This is a genomic window from Thermoplasmata archaeon (genome assembly GCA_035532555.1).
Taxonomy (GTDB): Archaea; Thermoplasmatota; Thermoplasmata; order Lutacidiplasmatales; family UBA184; genus Lutacidiplasma.
Map to the genome: position 1 here is coordinate 1 of DATKQS010000018.1, position 16,065 is coordinate 16,065.

16 protein-coding genes are annotated in these 16,065 nt (G+C 68.3%); 8 read left to right on the plus strand and 8 right to left on the minus strand.

What is annotated here, in order from left to right; translation table 11 throughout:
* Positions 1 to 271: 271 nt before the first annotated feature.
* From VMV28_04790 to VMV28_04825, 8 genes are read left to right on the plus strand one after another with little or no spacing between them, the layout of a single operon-like run.
* Entirely contained in the window at positions 272 to 1,348 is a 1,077-nt protein-coding gene (locus VMV28_04790) for a thiamine pyrophosphate-dependent enzyme (protein HUZ79913.1), read from the plus strand.
* Positions 1,345 to 2,322, plus strand: a complete 978-nt coding sequence (locus tag VMV28_04795) for an alpha-ketoacid dehydrogenase subunit beta (protein HUZ79914.1) — start codon at positions 1,345 to 1,347, stop codon at positions 2,320 to 2,322. The genes VMV28_04790 and VMV28_04795 overlap by 4 nt, the downstream gene beginning before the upstream one ends.
* Positions 2,323 to 2,333: 11 nt before the next feature.
* Positions 2,334 to 3,611 carry a dihydrolipoamide acetyltransferase family protein gene (locus VMV28_04800; GenBank protein ID HUZ79915.1) on the plus strand — a complete coding sequence of 426 codons (1,278 nt, stop codon included), beginning with the start codon at positions 2,334 to 2,336 and terminating at the stop codon, positions 3,609 to 3,611.
* Positions 3,608 to 4,663, plus strand: a complete 1,056-nt coding sequence (locus VMV28_04805; protein HUZ79916.1) for a thiamine pyrophosphate-dependent enzyme — start codon at positions 3,608 to 3,610, stop codon at positions 4,661 to 4,663. Before VMV28_04800 ends, VMV28_04805 begins: the two co-directional genes overlap by 4 nt.
* Before the next feature lie 5 nt (positions 4,664 to 4,668).
* On the plus strand, positions 4,669 to 6,111 hold the full coding sequence (lpdA, locus tag VMV28_04810; GenBank protein HUZ79917.1) for a dihydrolipoyl dehydrogenase: 1,443 nt from the start codon (positions 4,669 to 4,671) through the stop codon (positions 6,109 to 6,111).
* The gene (gene lipB / locus VMV28_04815) at positions 6,095 to 6,760 is read left to right on the plus strand and encodes a lipoyl(octanoyl) transferase LipB (GenBank protein HUZ79918.1); all 666 of its coding nucleotides are present in this window, start codon (positions 6,095 to 6,097) and stop codon (positions 6,758 to 6,760) included. Before lpdA ends, lipB begins: the two co-directional genes overlap by 17 nt.
* Positions 6,757 to 7,674 carry an NAD(P)H-binding protein gene (locus VMV28_04820; GenBank protein HUZ79919.1) on the plus strand — a complete coding sequence of 306 codons (918 nt, stop codon included), beginning with the start codon at positions 6,757 to 6,759 and terminating at the stop codon, positions 7,672 to 7,674. Before lipB ends, VMV28_04820 begins: the two co-directional genes overlap by 4 nt.
* 46 nt (positions 7,675 to 7,720) lie before the next feature.
* The gene (locus VMV28_04825; protein HUZ79920.1) at positions 7,721 to 7,957 is read left to right on the plus strand and encodes a hypothetical protein; all 237 of its coding nucleotides are present in this window, start codon (positions 7,721 to 7,723) and stop codon (positions 7,955 to 7,957) included.
* Between the two features lie 57 nt (positions 7,958 to 8,014).
* Here VMV28_04825 and VMV28_04830 read toward each other — a convergent pair whose 3' ends face one another.
* From VMV28_04830 to VMV28_04865, 8 genes are all read right to left on the minus strand, one after another.
* On the minus strand, positions 8,015 to 8,746 hold the full coding sequence (locus tag VMV28_04830; protein ID HUZ79921.1) for a VIT1/CCC1 transporter family protein: 732 nt from the start codon (positions 8,744 to 8,746) through the stop codon (positions 8,015 to 8,017).
* 40 nt (positions 8,747 to 8,786) lie between these two features.
* The gene (gene mtnA / locus VMV28_04835; protein HUZ79922.1) at positions 8,787 to 9,800 is read right to left on the minus strand and encodes an S-methyl-5-thioribose-1-phosphate isomerase; all 1,014 of its coding nucleotides are present in this window, start codon (positions 9,798 to 9,800) and stop codon (positions 8,787 to 8,789) included.
* Between the two features lie 4 nt (positions 9,801 to 9,804).
* Positions 9,805 to 10,827 carry an ATP-dependent 6-phosphofructokinase gene (locus VMV28_04840; GenBank protein HUZ79923.1) on the minus strand — a complete coding sequence of 341 codons (1,023 nt, stop codon included), beginning with the start codon at positions 10,825 to 10,827 and terminating at the stop codon, positions 9,805 to 9,807.
* The gene (locus VMV28_04845) at positions 10,824 to 11,933 is read right to left on the minus strand and encodes an aminopeptidase P family protein (GenBank protein ID HUZ79924.1); all 1,110 of its coding nucleotides are present in this window, start codon (positions 11,931 to 11,933) and stop codon (positions 10,824 to 10,826) included. Before VMV28_04845 ends, VMV28_04840 begins: the two co-directional genes overlap by 4 nt.
* 65 nt (positions 11,934 to 11,998) lie before the next feature.
* Entirely contained in the window at positions 11,999 to 13,504 is a 1,506-nt protein-coding gene (gene gcvPB / locus VMV28_04850) for an aminomethyl-transferring glycine dehydrogenase subunit GcvPB (protein ID HUZ79925.1), read from the minus strand.
* Complete coding sequence (gene gcvPA / locus VMV28_04855; protein HUZ79926.1) at positions 13,501 to 14,886, minus strand: aminomethyl-transferring glycine dehydrogenase subunit GcvPA; 1,386 nt, start codon at positions 14,884 to 14,886, stop codon at positions 13,501 to 13,503. Before gcvPA ends, gcvPB begins: the two co-directional genes overlap by 4 nt.
* Positions 14,887 to 14,960: 74 nt before the next feature.
* Positions 14,961 to 15,470: a transposase gene (locus VMV28_04860; protein ID HUZ79927.1), complete on the minus strand. Its 510-nt coding sequence runs from the start codon at positions 15,468 to 15,470 to the stop codon at positions 14,961 to 14,963.
* Complete coding sequence (locus VMV28_04865) at positions 15,467 to 15,961, minus strand: hypothetical protein (protein ID HUZ79928.1); 495 nt, start codon at positions 15,959 to 15,961, stop codon at positions 15,467 to 15,469. Before VMV28_04865 ends, VMV28_04860 begins: the two co-directional genes overlap by 4 nt.
* Positions 15,962 to 16,065: the final 104 nt, after the last annotated feature.

Consider the following 16,065-nt stretch of genomic DNA (forward strand, 5'->3'; position numbering starts at 1 on the left):
GGGAATACGTCGGCGACCCCCGGAGGTTCGGACGACGCGGAGCCGGCCGTCCCGGTCCATCTGCTGGATCGTGCGGACCGTGAGCCCGAGACGGCGGGCGACCTCCCGGGGCCGGAGCAGGATATCCACAAATATGGGATACAGATAGACATATTTCTACTCTTTATCGTTAACTGCTAAAGCCCCCCGGGCCTCACCCGGAGGGCCCCCGAGCTCGCACCGTCACAAGCCGTTATATCGCGTATGGCCTCCAAGCTACCGAGAGCGTCACATGGCGAAGGCGGCCACCTCGAAGACCGAGTCCCAGGGATCCGCCGATGCCTTCCCGGAAGACCGCATCGTAGAGATCTACCGGACCGAGGTGCTCGCGCGGGTGATGGATGAGCGCTGTCTGATCCTCCAGCGGCAGGGTCGGATCGGGTTCTATGTACCTCTCGCCGGCCAGGAGGCTGCGCAGATCGGGAGCGGCTACGCACTCGACCCCTCCGACTGGATCTTCCCGGCCTACCGCGAACTCGGACTTGCACTGGTGCGCGGCATCCCCGTGAAGAGCCTCATCGACCAGTTCATAGGCAACTCCGCCGACCTCACCAAGGGCCGACAGATGCCGAACCACTACGCCTTCCGAGAGCAGCGGTTCGTGTCTGCCTCCAGTCCCATCGGGACCCAGATCACCCAGGCCGTCGGCGCGGCGATGGCGGCGAAGAAGAAGCATGACCCCATCGTGACGATCACCTTCTTCGGGGACGGCGCCACGAGCTCCAACGACTTCCACGCCGGGCTCAACTTCGCCGGCGTCTTCGCCGCTCCGACGATCTTCTTCTGTCAGAACAACGGCTGGGCGATCTCACTTCCTCGGGAGAAGCAAACCCTTAGCCCGACGCTCGCGGGGAAGGCCGATGCCTACGGGCTTCCCGGCGTCGTTGTCGATGGGAACGACGTGCGCGCGGTGTACCGGGCCGTGCGCGAGGCGCGGGCTCGTGCGATCGCCGGCGACGGCCCCACGCTCATCGAGGCCCAGGTGTACCGCTTCGGCCCGCATTCGACCTCGGACGATCCCAGTCGCTACCGCCCCGAGGAGGCCGTCCGGAAGGCCCGCGAGCACGACCCGGTGCTCCTCCTTCAGTCCGAACTGATCCGCAAGGGGATCCTCACGAAGGACTCCGATGCCAAGATCTGGGAGGAGCTCAAGGTGGAGGTGGCTCGCGCGATCGAGGCGGCAGAGAACACCCCGGCCGTGGAGCCGCTCTCCTTCTTCGACGACGTCTTCGCTCAGCCGACCCCCGCGCTGGAGGAACAGCGAGCGTCCTTCGATCAGCTTCTCCGGGAGGGGGTGCTCCGCCCGTGACGGAACTCACCCTCGTCCAGGCCGTGAACCGGGGTCTCCGGGTGGCCCTGTCGTCGGATCCGGATGTGCTCATCCTCGGAGAGGACGTCGGAGTGAACGGAGGTGTGTTCCGGGCGACCGAAGGACTCCAGAAGGAGTTCGGACCGGAGCGGGTGATCGACACGCCACTCTCAGAAACGGGGATCATCGGTACGGCGATCGGGATGGCGCTCTACGGCCTGAAGCCGGTGGCCGAGATCCAGTTCATGGACTTCATCTATCCGGCCTTCGACCAGATCGTCAGCGAGCTCGCCAAGATGCGCTACCGGTCGGGCGGGCAGTATCCGTGCCACGTGGTCGTCCGCGCCCCGTACGGCGGCGGCATCCGCGGCGGCCTCTATCACTCTCAGTCGACCGAGGCCTACTTCGCCCACACCGCTGGGCTCAAGGTGGTCATTCCATCCAACCCGGCCGACGCGAAGGGACTGCTCCTGACGGCCATCCACGACGAGGACCCCGTGATCTTCCTCGAGCCGAAGCGAATCTATCGATCGCTGACGGGCGAGGTCGCCGACGGGGACTATCGAGTTCCGTTCGGGACAGCGAACGTCGTCGTCGAGGGAGCGGATGTGTCGCTGTTCGCCTACGGCGCCATGATACCCCCGACCGTGGAGGCCGCGCGGACCCTCCTCTCGGAGGGCATCTCCGCCGAGGTCGTCGATCTTCGAACGTTGGTGCCACTCGACGAGAAGGCGATCCTCGCCTCCGTCGAGAAGACCGGCCGTGCCGTCGTGGTCCACGAGGCGGCCCGCTTCTGCGGGTTCGGCGGCGAGTTGAGCGCAATCCTCGCGGAAAAGGCGTTCTACTCCCTCAAGGCCCCCATCGCGCGCGTAACGGGGTACGACACTCCGTTCCCCTATGCTCTCGAGAACTCCTATCTTCCAAACGCCTCTCGGATCGCCCACGCCGCTCGGACGGCGGCCCGGACCCAATAGGAGGACTACGAATGGGTACGTTCGAGTTCCGGCTCCCCGACATCGGTGAGGGCGTCGCCGAGGGCGAGGTCGTTCAATGGTTCGTGAAGGAAGGGGAGACGATCCAGGAGGATGCCCCTCTCGTCAGCGTCCTGACGGACAAGGCGAACGTCGAGATCCCGTCTCCGAAGGCGGGGCGGATCTCAAAGCTTCACGCCTCCGTAGGGCAGAAGGTGAAGGTCGGCGGCCTCCTCGTCACGATCGAGACGCAGGGCGGTCCCGCCGCTGCGGCGCCTGCTTCACCCGCCCCCGCGCCTCCGCCGGCACGGACACCCGCCGCGCCCGCAGCTCCCGTTCCGCCACCGACCCCGGCCACGGGAGTCTCCGCGACCCCGGCCGGTCGGTCTTTGGCGTCCCCGTACCTTCGCCGGCTCGCGGCCGAACGCGGGATCGACCTCGCCACCGTGAAGGGCTCCGGGCCCGGCGGTCGAATCACCGAAGCGGATCTGACGGGCGCCTCCGCGCCCCGCGCCGAGGCGGCAGCGGCCGCGACTCCCAGGGCCGGGTCGCCGGGGGCCCCGACCTTCGTCGCGGCGGGGGACGATATCATCGAACGCGTTCCGATCCGAGGCGTCCGCCGCGCCATCAGCGAGCACATGTCCCAGTCCGTCCACACGGCCGCTCACTTCACCTACGTCGAGGAAATCGATGTCTCCGAACTAGTTCGGTTCCGCGAGCGGATGGGGCGCCACGTGGAGAAGGACGGCGTCAAGCTCAGCTATCTGCCGTTCATCTTGAAGGCGGCCATCGCCGGCCTCCGGGCCCATCCGCGGATGAACGCGACCATGGACGATGCGAAGGAGGAGCTGCTCGTCCATGGCTCCTACGATATCGGCATCGCCACGGCGGCACCGGAGGGCCTCGTGGTGCCCGTGGTTCGCGCCGCCGACACGAAGAGCGTGGGCCAGCTCGCGCGGGAGATTCAGTCCCTGGCCGAGCGAGCCCGCCAAGGCAAGCTCGCTCGGGAGGAGCTCATCCACTCCTCGTTCACGATCACCAGCCTCGGGGCGCTCGGAGGTGTGATGGCGACCCCGATCCTCAACTATCCGCAGGTCGCGATTCTCGGCGTGCACAAGATCGCGCGTCGGCCGACCTACCAAGCGGACGGATCAATCGGGCCTTCGGACCTGATGAACCTCTCGGTCTCGCTCGACCACCGCATCCTGGATGGCATCGTCGCCGCCCAGTTCCTCGCGGTCGTCAAGGCCCACCTAGAGGACCCTCACAAGCTGTTCGCGGAACTCGCATGAATGCCGGCGCCGGTGTGGTGCCACTTCCGTACGACGCCGCGACGGCGGAGTCCCTCCTGGGTCCGGAAGCTCGGGCGATCGCGCTCTCGGCATATCGCTGGATGACCCTCGGCCGCGCGCTCGACGCGCGCATGCAGGGGCTGCAACGCCAGGGAAGGGTGGGGTTCTACGGGGCCGCCACGGGCCACGAGGCCGTCAACGTCGCGCTCGGCCTTGCCACGAGCCCTGCGGATTGGATCGTGCCGGGGTTGCGCGAGCAGCTCGCCGCACTCGTGCGGGGCCACCCCCTCGCGACGTACGCGCAGCACCTGTTCGCCACGGACCTAGACCCGGCGCGGGGCCGTCAGATGCCCTGCCACCCCAGCGCGCGGGACGTCCACTACGTGTCGATGTCCTCGGTGATCGGCACACAGATCACCCACGCGGTCGGCATCGCCGCCGGACTGCGCGCGCGCAACGATCCCGGGGTCGCGCTCGGCTTCTTCGGAGATGGGGCGACGAGCGCGAACGATTTCCACGCGGGCCTCAACTTTGCGGCCGTGTACCACCTCCCGGTCGTCTTCGGCTGCGCCAACAACCAGTGGGCGATCTCCGTTCCCGTCGAGCAGCAGACCCGTTCGGCGACCCTCGCCGCCAAGGGCGCGGCCTACGGGATCCCGGGCGAGAGGATCGATGGCACCGATTTCTTCCGATCCTACGCCACGCTCCGTGACGCGATCGCCCGGGCTCGCTCCGGGAACGGCCCGACCCTCATCGAGTTCCAGGTTTATCGGATGACGCCCCATTCCAGTTCGGACGACCCCACGCGCTACCAGCCCCGGGACTGGGGAGCTCGGGCTGCGTCCCACGATCCGGTTCTCCGGCTGGAGCACTGGCTTCGGAAGAACGGGCAGCTCGACCCAGAGCTCGAGGGGCAGATCCGGACCGAGGCCGAGCGTCAGGTGCGCGAGGCCGTGGCCGAGGCCGAAGCGGCGCCTCCCCCGCGGCCCGGGTCGCTCACCGAAGACGTTTTTGTCGATTCCCTGCCCTTCGTTCCCGAACGGGGTGAGTAACGCCGATGGCCGGAACCTACTCGCGCGCGACCCAGGTGCTGGTGATCGGCGGCGGCCCGGCGGGGTACATGGCCGCGATCCGAGCGGGACAGCTGGGACTGAAGGTCCTCCTGGTGGAGCGCCAGTTCCTCGGGGGGGAATGCCTCAATCGGGGATGCATCCCATCGAAGGCCCTGATCCACGCCTCGGAACTCTACCACCGTCTCGTCACCGAGGGCCCCGAGATCGGCGTGACCGCCGGATCGGCCCGGTTCGATCTCACGACCGCGATGCGCTGGAAGGATTCGGTCGTCGCCAAGGAGCGTCAGGGCGTCGCCACCTTGCTCAAGGCGGCCGGCGTCAGCGTCCTAGTCGGCGAGGCCAAGTTCACGGGCCCGAAGTCGGCGGAGTTCCGAGCGCCCGACGGCGGCTCCGAGCGGATCGATTTCGACAGCGCGATCGTCGCCACCGGCGCCGTCCCGATCACGATCCCGGGCTTCGAGACCGACGGGAAGCGGGTCATCAACTCCTGGGAGTTGCTCTCGCTGACCCAGCTGCCGAAGTCCCTCCTCGTCCTGGGGGGAGGGGTCAGCGGGTGCGAGCTCGGCGAGTTCATGGCCCGGGTCGGGGTCTCCGTGACGATCGTTGAGCTGATGCCTCAGATCCTCCCCGGCCTCGACGCCGATCTCGCCCGGGAGCTCTCGAAGACCCTCGAAAAGTGGGGCGTCGGCGTGCGGATTGCCACCAAGGCCGTCCAGCTCGATCGGTCCGGCCCGGCGCTCGCGCTGACCGTGGAGGGCGCGAGCGGCCGCGAGACGCTGAGTGCCGAGACCTTGTTCGTGACGATCGGCAAGCGGGCCGACAGCGCGCACCTCGGCCTCGAGGATGCCGGTGTGCAGTTCGACCCCAAGAGCGGGTTCATCGCCGTCAACGATCGGATGCAGACCAACGTTCCCCACATCTACGCGGCCGGCGACGTCTGCCGGCCCCCGATGCTGGCCCACAAGGCCTACCGCGAAGGGATCGTGGCGGCGGAGGTCATCGCCGGTCGGACGACCCGGTTCGACTTCCAAGCAATCCCGTCGGTCGTCTTCACGACGCCCGAGCTCGCATCGGTCGGGCTGACGCTCGCCGGGGCCCAGAAGCAGGGACTGTCGGCCCGAGAGGCCCGCTTTCCGTTCGCTGCCCTCGGCCGTGCGCACGCGAACCATGCGACCGATGGCTGGCTCAAGGTCGTCGGGGACGACTCGACCGGTGCGTTCCTCGGTGGCCACGCCGCCGGCACCGCGGCGGGAGAGTACGCCGCCGAGTTCGCGCTGGCGATCGAGATGGGCGCGACGATGCGTGATCTCGCGCAAACGATCCATCCCCACCCCACGTTCGCCGAATCGATCGCGGAAGCGGCGCTCCTGTGGCTCGGCGAGCCCATGCACGTCGCCCGGAGAACGAGCGATGCCCGCCCACGTTGACTGGGGACGCCGGGAGTACCCGGCGTCGCTCGAAGCGATGCGTCGGCTGCGCGCGGAGCGCCGACGTGGGACGATCGGGGACACGCTCATCCTCGTGGAGCATCCGCCCGTGGTCACCGTCGGGGTCGAGGGGGACGACGGCGAGGCGATCACCTCCGGGCTTCCCGTGATCCGGGTGGAGCGCGGAGGAAAGAGCACCTATCACGGACCCGGCCAGCTCGTGGGGTACCCGATCGTGGACCTCGACGCGCGCGGCCGCGACGTGCGACGCTTCGTCCACCAATTGGAGGAGATGCTGGTGAACAGCGTCGCCGAGTTCGGGATCGTCGCCGGCCACGTATCCGGGCGGCGCGGCGTGTGGGTCGAGGGGGAGCGAAAGATCGCCTCCATCGGCATCGCCGTGGAGCAGTGGGTCACGTTCCACGGGTTCGCTCTGAACGTCGATGTCGACCTCGCGCCGTTCTCGATGTTCCATCCCTGTGGCTTCGACGGTCGCATCATGACCTCGATCGCCGAGGAGACCGGCCGGCCCGTGAGCGTCGAGGAGGCGAAGGGACCGGTCCTGCGGGCTTGGACGGCCACCTTCGGCGTGGGAGGGATGCCGGCCCCGTCGGATGCCGTGTCCCCGGCGGGCGCCCCGGCCGTATGACCGCCCCGGACGGTCGGCCTCTCCTCCTCCTCGTGGGAGGCGGAGGTGGACTGGTCGGACGCTCGGTGCTCGCCGAGTTCAAGACGGACTGGGCGATCCGCTCCGTTCACCGTCACCCCACCCCGGAGGAGCAGCACGGGGGTGTGGAGTGGATCGCTCAGGATGCTGGAGGGCTCGCGAACTGGGATCCACTCCTGAAGGACGTCGATCTTGTCGTCACCCTGGCGTGGTACCGCCCCGGCCACGACCGCCGATTCGCGCCGCTCACTCAGGGATTGCTGCGGCTCTTGGACGCCGCCGGTCGCTGCGGGATCCCGCGATTCGCCCACCTCAGCGTTCCGGACGCGCCCGCTCACCTCGAGCAGGACCTGCCCTACCTCTCCCTGCGGCGTCGCTTCGATCGCGCGCTCGAACGGAGCGGGATCTCCCACGTGATCGTGCGGCCGACGATGCTCTTCGGCCCCGGCGATCGCCTCCTCACGGTGATGCTTCGTCAGATGCGGCGCTACCGCTTCTTCCCTCTCTTCGCGGACGGCGAGTACCACGTCAGCCCGCTGGCCGTGCGCGACCTGGCCCGCATCCTGGCGACGGAGGTCGGCCGCCCGGGAAGCCGCAACGTTCTTGCAGGCGGACCCCGCCGTTGGCGGTACCGGGACCTCACGGACCGCATGTTCGAGGCGCTCGGCCAGCGACCCCGATACTGGCACCTCTCCCCTCGGAACTCCGTGCGGCTCGCCTCCGCGATCGAACGGCTCGGCTCCTCGCTGATCTACCGGTACGAGGTCGAGTGGTTGCTCTCCGACATGCTCGGTCTGCCACCCTACACGGGGCTCGACCCGCCCCTCGCCGATGTCGAGCCGTTCATCCAGGCCGAAGGAGCTCGGATGCGCGCTCGCGGAGCGCCCATCGACTAGGGGGGCCGGCCGATACCGTCCTATGCTCCCCCGGGAGTGCGGGGTCATGTCGGCACCTGCACGCTTGAGCGAGAGCGGCACGATCCTCGACGTAGTGAACGCGCTCGCCGATCGTGAAGGCGAGCTGGAGATACGGCTCGAGAACTTCTCGATCCGGCTCCCCATGGCCCCCGAGGCGATCCGGCTCGATGGAACGCTGCTCATCGGCCTGCGCATGCGCGAACTGAGCGAGGAGGAGAAGCACGCCCACTCCGATCGCTCGGTCCGGCGCACCAAGGCCTAGATCCCGGCCCGGAAGTCCGGGTCGCTCGCCCGCGCGATCCGTCCTGGTGAGCGATCCCTACGCCGTGCCCGGGGCGAAGATGTTCAGGAAGTAGCCCGCGAGGAAGCCCGCCGCGCCCGCCCCCAGTCCGATCAGCAGCATGCGAACCCCGCTCTCCCATACCGATCCGACGGTGGTGCGCGCCTCGTACCAGCCCACAAGGAAGAGCACGACCGCGCTCAGCCCGATCGCGATGAGCCCGGCGTCCATGATCGACAGGTCGATCCCGAAGAGGAACGGGAGGAGGGGGATGATCGAGCCGACGAGGGTGGCGAGGAAGACCACGGATGCGCTGCGGCCGGGCTGACTCGCCTGGACCGGCGAGATGTGGAGCTCGAAGGCCATCATGAGATCGAGCATCATCTTCGGCTTCGCGATGATCTGGTCGAGCATCGACTCGACCTCGTCGCCCTGGAAGTCCCACTCGTGGAGGATCTCCCGGATCTCCTGCTTCTCCATGGCGGGGACATGTTCCATCTCCCACACCTCCCGCCGGCGCTCGGCGAGGTAGAGCTGGCGCCGCGCCCGCGTGGACGTGTACGCGACGGCGCCCATCGAAACCGATTCGGCCGCCAGCGCGGCAGCGGCCGCGACGACGATGATGAACCGGCCCTGACCGGTGGCGGCGAGCCCTAGTACGATCCCGAGGACATTGACGAGCCCATCCTGGCTTCCGAGGATGAAATCGGAGAGGAAGCCCGGCTCGGAGTGGGTCTCGCGTACCGGACTCCCCGGTGGGGTCGATGCCATCGAGCGCCGGAGCACCCGCGGTGGTTAAGGGATTGACGCTTCAGGGCCGGGCGGGAGCCGCCGAACGGGCCCGGTGCCGGAGGAGGAACCGGGAGAGACCCCCCGGCCGCATGACCCCGACCGGGGTGACGAACCCCGTGACGTACTTCGCCGGAGTGATGTCGAAGGCCGGATTGCGGGCATGGCTCTTCTTCGGGGCGATCCGCTGCGTCCCGAGATCGAGCACCTCGGCTTCGTCCCGCTCCTCCACGGGGATCGTCGTACCGTCTTTTCGGGCCGCCTCGAACGTGCTCCACGGCGCCGCGACGTAGAAGGGCACGCCGTTCTCGTGGGCGAGGACGGCCTTCTCGTACGTCCCGATCTTGTTCGCGAAGTCGCCGTTGCGCGCGATCCGGTCGGCGCCGACGATGACCGCGTCGACGTCCCCGTTGTGCAGGTAGTACCCCGCGGCATTGTCCGCGATGATCGCGTGGGGGATCTTCTCCTGGTCGAGCTCCCAAGCGGTGAGGCGGGAGCCCTGCAGAAGCGGACGGGTCTCGTCCACCCAGACGAAGAGACGCACTCCCCGGTCGTGGGCGACGCGGATCGGCGCGAGGGCCGTGCCCCACTCCACCGTAGCGAGCGCCCCGGCGTTGCAGTGCGTGAGCACCTTGTTGGCCTGGCGGAAGAGCGGAGCGCCCGCCTCGCCAATCTTCCGGCATTCTCCGACGACCCGGGCGCAGTACGCTAGCGCGGCGGCCTCGGGGTCGTCGCCGCGTGCCCAGGCGCTTCGCACGGCCTCGATCCCGACGAAGAGGTCGTAGGCCGTCGGTCGGGTGGCGCGCAGGAGCACCGCCGCCCGCGTGGGCGTCATCCCGCGTTGCCTCGAGGCGAGCGCCATCCCGTACGCCGCCGCCACGCCGATGGCCGGCGCTCCGCGGACCACCATCGTTCGGATCGCCTCCGCGGTGCCCTGGACCGTCCGCAGATGACGAACGATGAGGTGGCCGGGCAGCCGGCGCTGATCGATGAGGTGGAGCGTGTGACGATCGTACCAAAGGGCGCGTACCGTCATCGATTCACGCCTCGAAGGTGTGCATGAGGTCGATCCACTCCGGGGGAACGAGCTTCGAGGTCGCCAGGGCCTCCGCGAGAGGGATGCCGGTCACGTGGGCGCCTCGGAGGACGGCGACCTCACCGAACCGGCCGGCGAGCGCAAGGTCGACCGCCGCGGCTCCGAGGCGGGTCGCGAGGATGCGGTCGAAGAGCGTAGGCGCACCTCCGCGCTGGATGTGCCCGATCTGGGCGCTCCGCGTCTCGATGCCGGTCCTCTGCTCGATGCGGCGCGCGAGCTCGGCTCCCACCCCGCGCTCGCGCAGGAGCTCGTGGCCGAACTCGTCCTTTCCGCCGGTCGATCCCGCCTTCGAGCCGAGGTCGATCCCTTCGCTCACGACGACGAGGGCGTAGCCCCGTGCGTCGCACCCGGCGCGCACGTGGCCGAGGAGACTCTCTTCACGATACGGTTCTTCCGGCAGCAACGTGACGTCGGCGCCGCCCGCGAGCCCCGTGGCGAGCGCGACCCATCCGGCGTTCCGCCCCATGACCTCGAGCACGATCGCGCGGTGGTGGCTCCCCGCGGTGTCGCGCAGCCGCTCAAGGGCGTCGACCGCGACCGACGACGCCGAGTCGAAGCCGAACGTCCAATCGGTCCCCGCGACGTCGTTGTCCATCGTTTTCGGGACGCCGATCACGCGGCCTCCGCGCGCGTGCAACGCGCTCGCGGCCCGGAGCGTGTCATCCCCGCCGATCGCGATCAGGACGTCAATACCGTTCGCTTTCAGCGTTTCGAGTACGGCGCGCGTGCCCGCCTCCTGGGAGAAGGGGTTCGTGCGAGAGCTTCCAAGAATCGTGCCGCCGCGGCCGACGATCAACGCGACGTCGGCCGGGGGGAGCGGGCGCGCGAGGTTGTCGCGCACCCCCTTCCAACCGTCCAGGAATCCGAGGGTCGAGTGTCCGTGCTGCGCGGAGCGCAGGACGACCGCGCGGATCGCCGCGTTGAGCCCGGGGCAGTCGCCGCCCCCCGTGAGGACGCCGAACTTCACGCCGAGACCTCGAGGTATCCTCGCGGAGCGGTGGTGAGGAAGCGGTAGCCGTCCTTCGTGACCACCACGTCGTCCTCGATGCGGACGCCGCCGTGCCCGGAGAGGTAGATCCCCGGCTCGATGGTGATGGCCATCCCTTCCTCGATCGGTTCCTCGACCAGCTGGTTCATGCCCCATCCGTCGTGGACGTTGAGGCCGATAGAGTGGCCGAGCCCGTGCATGAACTTGCCCTTGTACGGAGAGGCATCGATGACCTTCGCCGCCGCGTTGTGGACATCCTTCCCCGGCACGCCCGGTCGGAGCACGGCGAGTGCGGCCTGCTGCGCCTCCTCGACGAGCTCGTGGACCCTCTTCATCTCGTCATCGCGCTTTCCAAAGTGGAAGGAGCGCGTAATGTCGCTCGCGTACCGACGGTAGAACGCGCCGAAGTCGCAGACCATCGAGTCGCCGCTCTTGAGCTTGCGACCGCCGGCGAAGTAGTGGGGCTCTGCGCCGTTCGGCCCGAAGCCGACGATCGTCGAGAAGGATGGGCCGCTCGCCCCGTGCTTCATCATGCGGTAGTTCATCTCGGTCGCCAGCTCGAGTTCGGTCATGCCCTCCTGGAGCATCCCCGGGATCTCGCGGGCGACGGCGGAGCCGATGTCGGCGGCCTTCTGAAGGCGCCCGAGCTCCTCGGCGTCCTTCGTGACCCTCGCGCGCTTGATCGCGTTGCTCGCGTCGACCCATCGGACCGACGGGAACATCTTTTCGAACCTCAGGAACTGCTGGTGGGTCAGTTCCTGGTAGTTCATGCCCACCGACCCCTTCGAGTCGAGCAGCTTGTGGAGCACCGCGTCGCCTTCCTCGCGGGAGGTCGGCACGTGCACCGTCAGGTGCCGGTCGGTCTTCGCCGCTAGGTGGGCGCTCGTGGCCTCGAGCGGCGAGCTCAGGACGTCGAGGTTCCCGTCCGGATACGCGACCGCGACCGAGCCCTCAAACAGCCCGCTTGGAACGTCGAACAGATAGAAGAAACTGCCATCGAGGTGGGGATCGACCGAGTTCGCCAGCAGCAGGGCCTCCGGCTTCGGATCGAGATGCCCGAACACCTTCTCCACGCGCGCTTTCATCGCCGGACCCACGGAGCCTGCCCGCTTGAAGCTTTTTGGCCCCGCCGGGCCGCACGGGCGAGGCACTACGGCGGTGGAGGCGTCGTCGCGGGCCGTGCCGCGGGCGGCGGGGGGACCGCGGCCGCCCGCAGGTCCTTCCACGAGAGCTGGAGCTCGCGGGCGGCGCGCACCTCGTCCACGCGCCCGACGGAGAGGTTCTTCGGAGCCTCCCGCAGGTGCTGCGGGGTATCGTGAATCGCGCGGTCGAACGCTTCCACGAACGCATCGAGCTCGCGTCGGCTCTCCGTTTCCGGGAACTCGATCATGAGCGACTCCTCCACGAGCGAAGGGAAGTAGACGGTCGGGGCGTGCACGCCCTCGTCGAGCAGGCGCTTGGCGAGATCGAGCGTCCGGACGCCTTCCTTCTTCAGCCGAGCGCCGGAGAGGACGAACTCATGCTTGACGAGCTTGCCGAACGGTCGCGGGAGGAACTTCCCGAGCCGGTCGGCGAGGTAGTTTGAATTGAGGACCGCGCGTCGGGAGACGTGGGCGAGGCCCTCCTCGCCGTGGGAGAGGATGTAGACGTACGCGCGCAGGTCGAGGCCGAAGTTGCCGTAGCCGGTCTTGATCTTCCCGATCGATTTCGGCCGTTGGTAATCGAGGTAGTACCGGCGCTTGTCCTTGGCCACCCGCGGGACGGGAAGGTACGGGGCGAGCTCCTCCCCGGCGCCGAGGGCGCCGGCCCCGGGACCTCCGCCTCCGTGAGGAGTGGCGAACGTCTTGTGCAGGTTCAGGTGCGCGACATCGAATCCCATTCTTCCCGGGGACGAGACGCCCATGATCGCGTTGAGGTTCGCTCCGTCGTAGTAGAGCATCGCGCCCGCATCGTGGACCGTGCGCGCGATCGACATGATGTCGGACTCGAACAGCCCGGCGGTGTTGGGGTTCGTGAGCATGAAGCACGCGGTCCTCTCCGAGATCGCCTCCTTGAGCATCCCAAGGTCGACGCACCCGTTCTTCGAAGGGATCTCACGGGTGGTGAAGCCGGCCATCGCCGCCGAAGCGGGGTTGGTGCCGTGCGCCGTGTCGGGGAGGAGGACCTCCGTGCGCTGTCCGAGCTTCCCCTGATCCTGGAAGTAGGCCCGCACCATGAGCAGGGCCGCGTACTCCCCGTGGGCCCCGGCCGCCGGCTGGAGCGACACTTCGCGCAGCCCGGTGACCTTCGCGAGGAGCTTCTCTAGGCGATAGATGATCTCGAGCGAACCCTGGACGGTGCTCTCGGGCTGGTACGGGTGGACATCGGCGGCACCGGGCCGGCGGGCGAGCATCTCGGAGACCTTCGGATTGTACTTCATCGTGCACGAGCCGAGCGGATACGCCGAGGTCTCGATCCCGAAGTTCATCTGGGAGAGCCGCGTGTAATGACGCGCGATCTCGGGCTCGCTGAGCTCGGGCCATCGGAGGGCCGTCTTGCGCAGCCATCGGTCCGGCACTCCGGGCAGGGCGATGGCCGGGCCGTTCGTGGTCGCGGCCTTCGGCGGAGCGAGCTCCCACAGTGGGGGTTCGTCCCATCGCGCCTGGCGGAACGTCATGCGCTCCCCATGGGACCGGGCACGAGCGCCTCGCGCGCGGCCTTCACGTACTTGCGGATGTCCGCGGTGTTCGCGGCTTGGCTGGGGGCTACATGGACGAGCTCGGGCCCGGACTTCACGGCGCGTCGAGGATCGGAGAGGGAGTGGCCGGCCAGGACGCCCTTCGCGAGCATGCGGTCCAGGAATCCCACGGCGTTCCCCTGCGCGAGCTCCATCGTGAACTCGCCGAGGAACGGGGCGGTGAATCGAGGGACCTTGAGGCCCTCGATGCCATCGAGGGCCGTCGCGAGAGCACGCGCCTTCTCCGCGAGATCGGCCTGGAGCCGGGCGAGCCGCGTGGGGCCGACGCTCGAGGCGTACAGAACGAACGCGAGCGCGACGAGCGACTGGTTCGTGCAGATGTTGGAGGTGGCCCGCGAACGGCGGATGTGCTGCTCGCGCGTCTGGAGAGTCAGGGTGTACGCACGCCGACCGTTCACGTCCTGCGTCGCGCCGACGAGACGCCCGGGCAGGAAGCGCACGTGCTCGCGCCGGCATGCCATCAGGCCGAGGAGGGGCCCGCCGAAGCTGAGAGCCATCCCGAATCCCTGGCCCTCCCCGACGACGATGTCGGCCCCGTACTCGCCCGGCGGCTGGAGCACGGTCAGTGCGAGGGGGTCGGCGCTCACCACGAGCGGGACGGTCCCGATGGTCGATTTGAGGTCGAGAACGCGCTCATCCACGAGTCCGAAGCCGTTGGGAACGTCCGCGAGCACCCCGAAGACATCCCCCCGGCGCACCTCGCGGTCGACCCATTCCAGATCGAGCCTCCCGGTCGATGGGTCGAACGGAATCTCCGCAACCTTCAGGCCGAGCCCGACTCCGTAGTTCCCGAGGACGCTCTTCTCCTCCCAAGGTAGGCTCGCCGGAACGAGGAAGCGGTCTCCGAGGTGGATGCGTCGGCACAGGAGCATCGCCTCGCCGGCGGCCGTGGCGCCGTCGTACAGCGAGGCGTTCGCAACATCGAGGCCGGAGAGCTCGACCCACAGGCTCTGGAACTCGAAGAGCGCTTGGAGCATCCCCTGGCTCGCTTCGGGCTGGTACGGCGTGTACGAGGTGAGGAACTCGCTCCGCGAGATCAGCGCGTCGACGATGGCGGGGAGGTATCGCGAGGAGATCCGGCCCCCGAGGAAGTTCGAGAAGCGGGAGACCGGCTTATTGCGCGCGAGGATCTTGTCCACGTCGGCGACCACTTCGGGTTCCGTGCGACCCGGTCCGATGCCCATGCGGGCGACCCGGACCCCCTTGGGAATGTCGTCGAACAGCGCGTCGAACGATGGGAGCCCGAGCGAGCGGAGCATGTCCGCCTCCTCCGCCGGACCGTCCGGAATCCACCGCGACACGATGCTCTCCCGGACCGGTCGCAAGTGGCTCTCGGATTAAAGCGGTTGGTGTCGGGATGGCTGCGTCCCATAATTCATAGCGTCCCCTTTCGGGCGCGGGAGCGTCCGAGCAGATCGAGATTCCTCGCCACCATCCGCCAGCCCGCCTCTCGTCGCTGCATCACCGCACTCCGAGCCTGGAGGAACGGCCCCTGGTGTCGCTTGATCGCGGAGAACGCTCCCTCCACGTTCGCCCGGAACCGATACGTCTCGTGGAACACCTGAGGGTGGTGTCGGTAGCGTAGGACCATCCGTCGCCAAGCGGGATGACCGTTCGCGCGCGCTGTCCAACGGAACTTGGGGGGAAAGTATGCCTCCCCTCCGCGCTCCGCCACATACGTGACGTTCCGTCGGCTCGAATACGCCGCATCCCCGAGGACCGCGCCGAGCGGTGCCTCCACCCGATCGAGTAGGGTGGGGAGCATCGGAGAGTCGGCGGCATGGGGCGGCGTCAGCGCCCACGCGTAGATGATCCCCCGATCCTCCCCTCGGCACTCGGCAGCTACGTGGAGCTTGCGGAACTGTCGGACCGAGAACGTTCTCATGTGGCGGAACGACCGCCACTCCCCGCGCGCGTGCTCCCCGAGCCCCGTCGAGTCCGCGCCAATCGTTCGAACTCCTCCGCCAGGGTCGGGGCGTTTTTTTTGAAGGCGGCCACCACCTTCTCATTCAGCTCGCGTAGCCACTCCTCCGAGAACCGTCGCTCAGCTCTCCAGAGGGTCATGCGGGAGGGGGCCTCCTCCAAGCCCATCTGGCGGCGCAGGTCGGAGGCGACCCAGAGGGTTCCCTCGGCCTGGCGATAGTCCCACCCCATCGCATGCATCAGGCCGAGCGCCTTGGCCATCGGCTCCCAGCGGAACCGCTCGGGACGACCCCGACGATGGGGACCCGGGCGACCGACTTGGGGCTGATGGCTCCAACCCCGAGGTTTGGGCATGTCGGAGAGGGTCTCCTCGAGCAGTCGGACGACGATTTCCAGCTCGTGGCGACGGACCAGTTCGTAGGCACGATAAGCGGCGCGGCGATCCTCGGGCATCTCGAGAGAGAAATCCGGCCATTTAGACCCCTCTCCCCTCCACTGGAAGCGGGTCCTCCCCCTCGAGGGAACTACTCGCTCACCGAATTATGGGACGCAGCCTG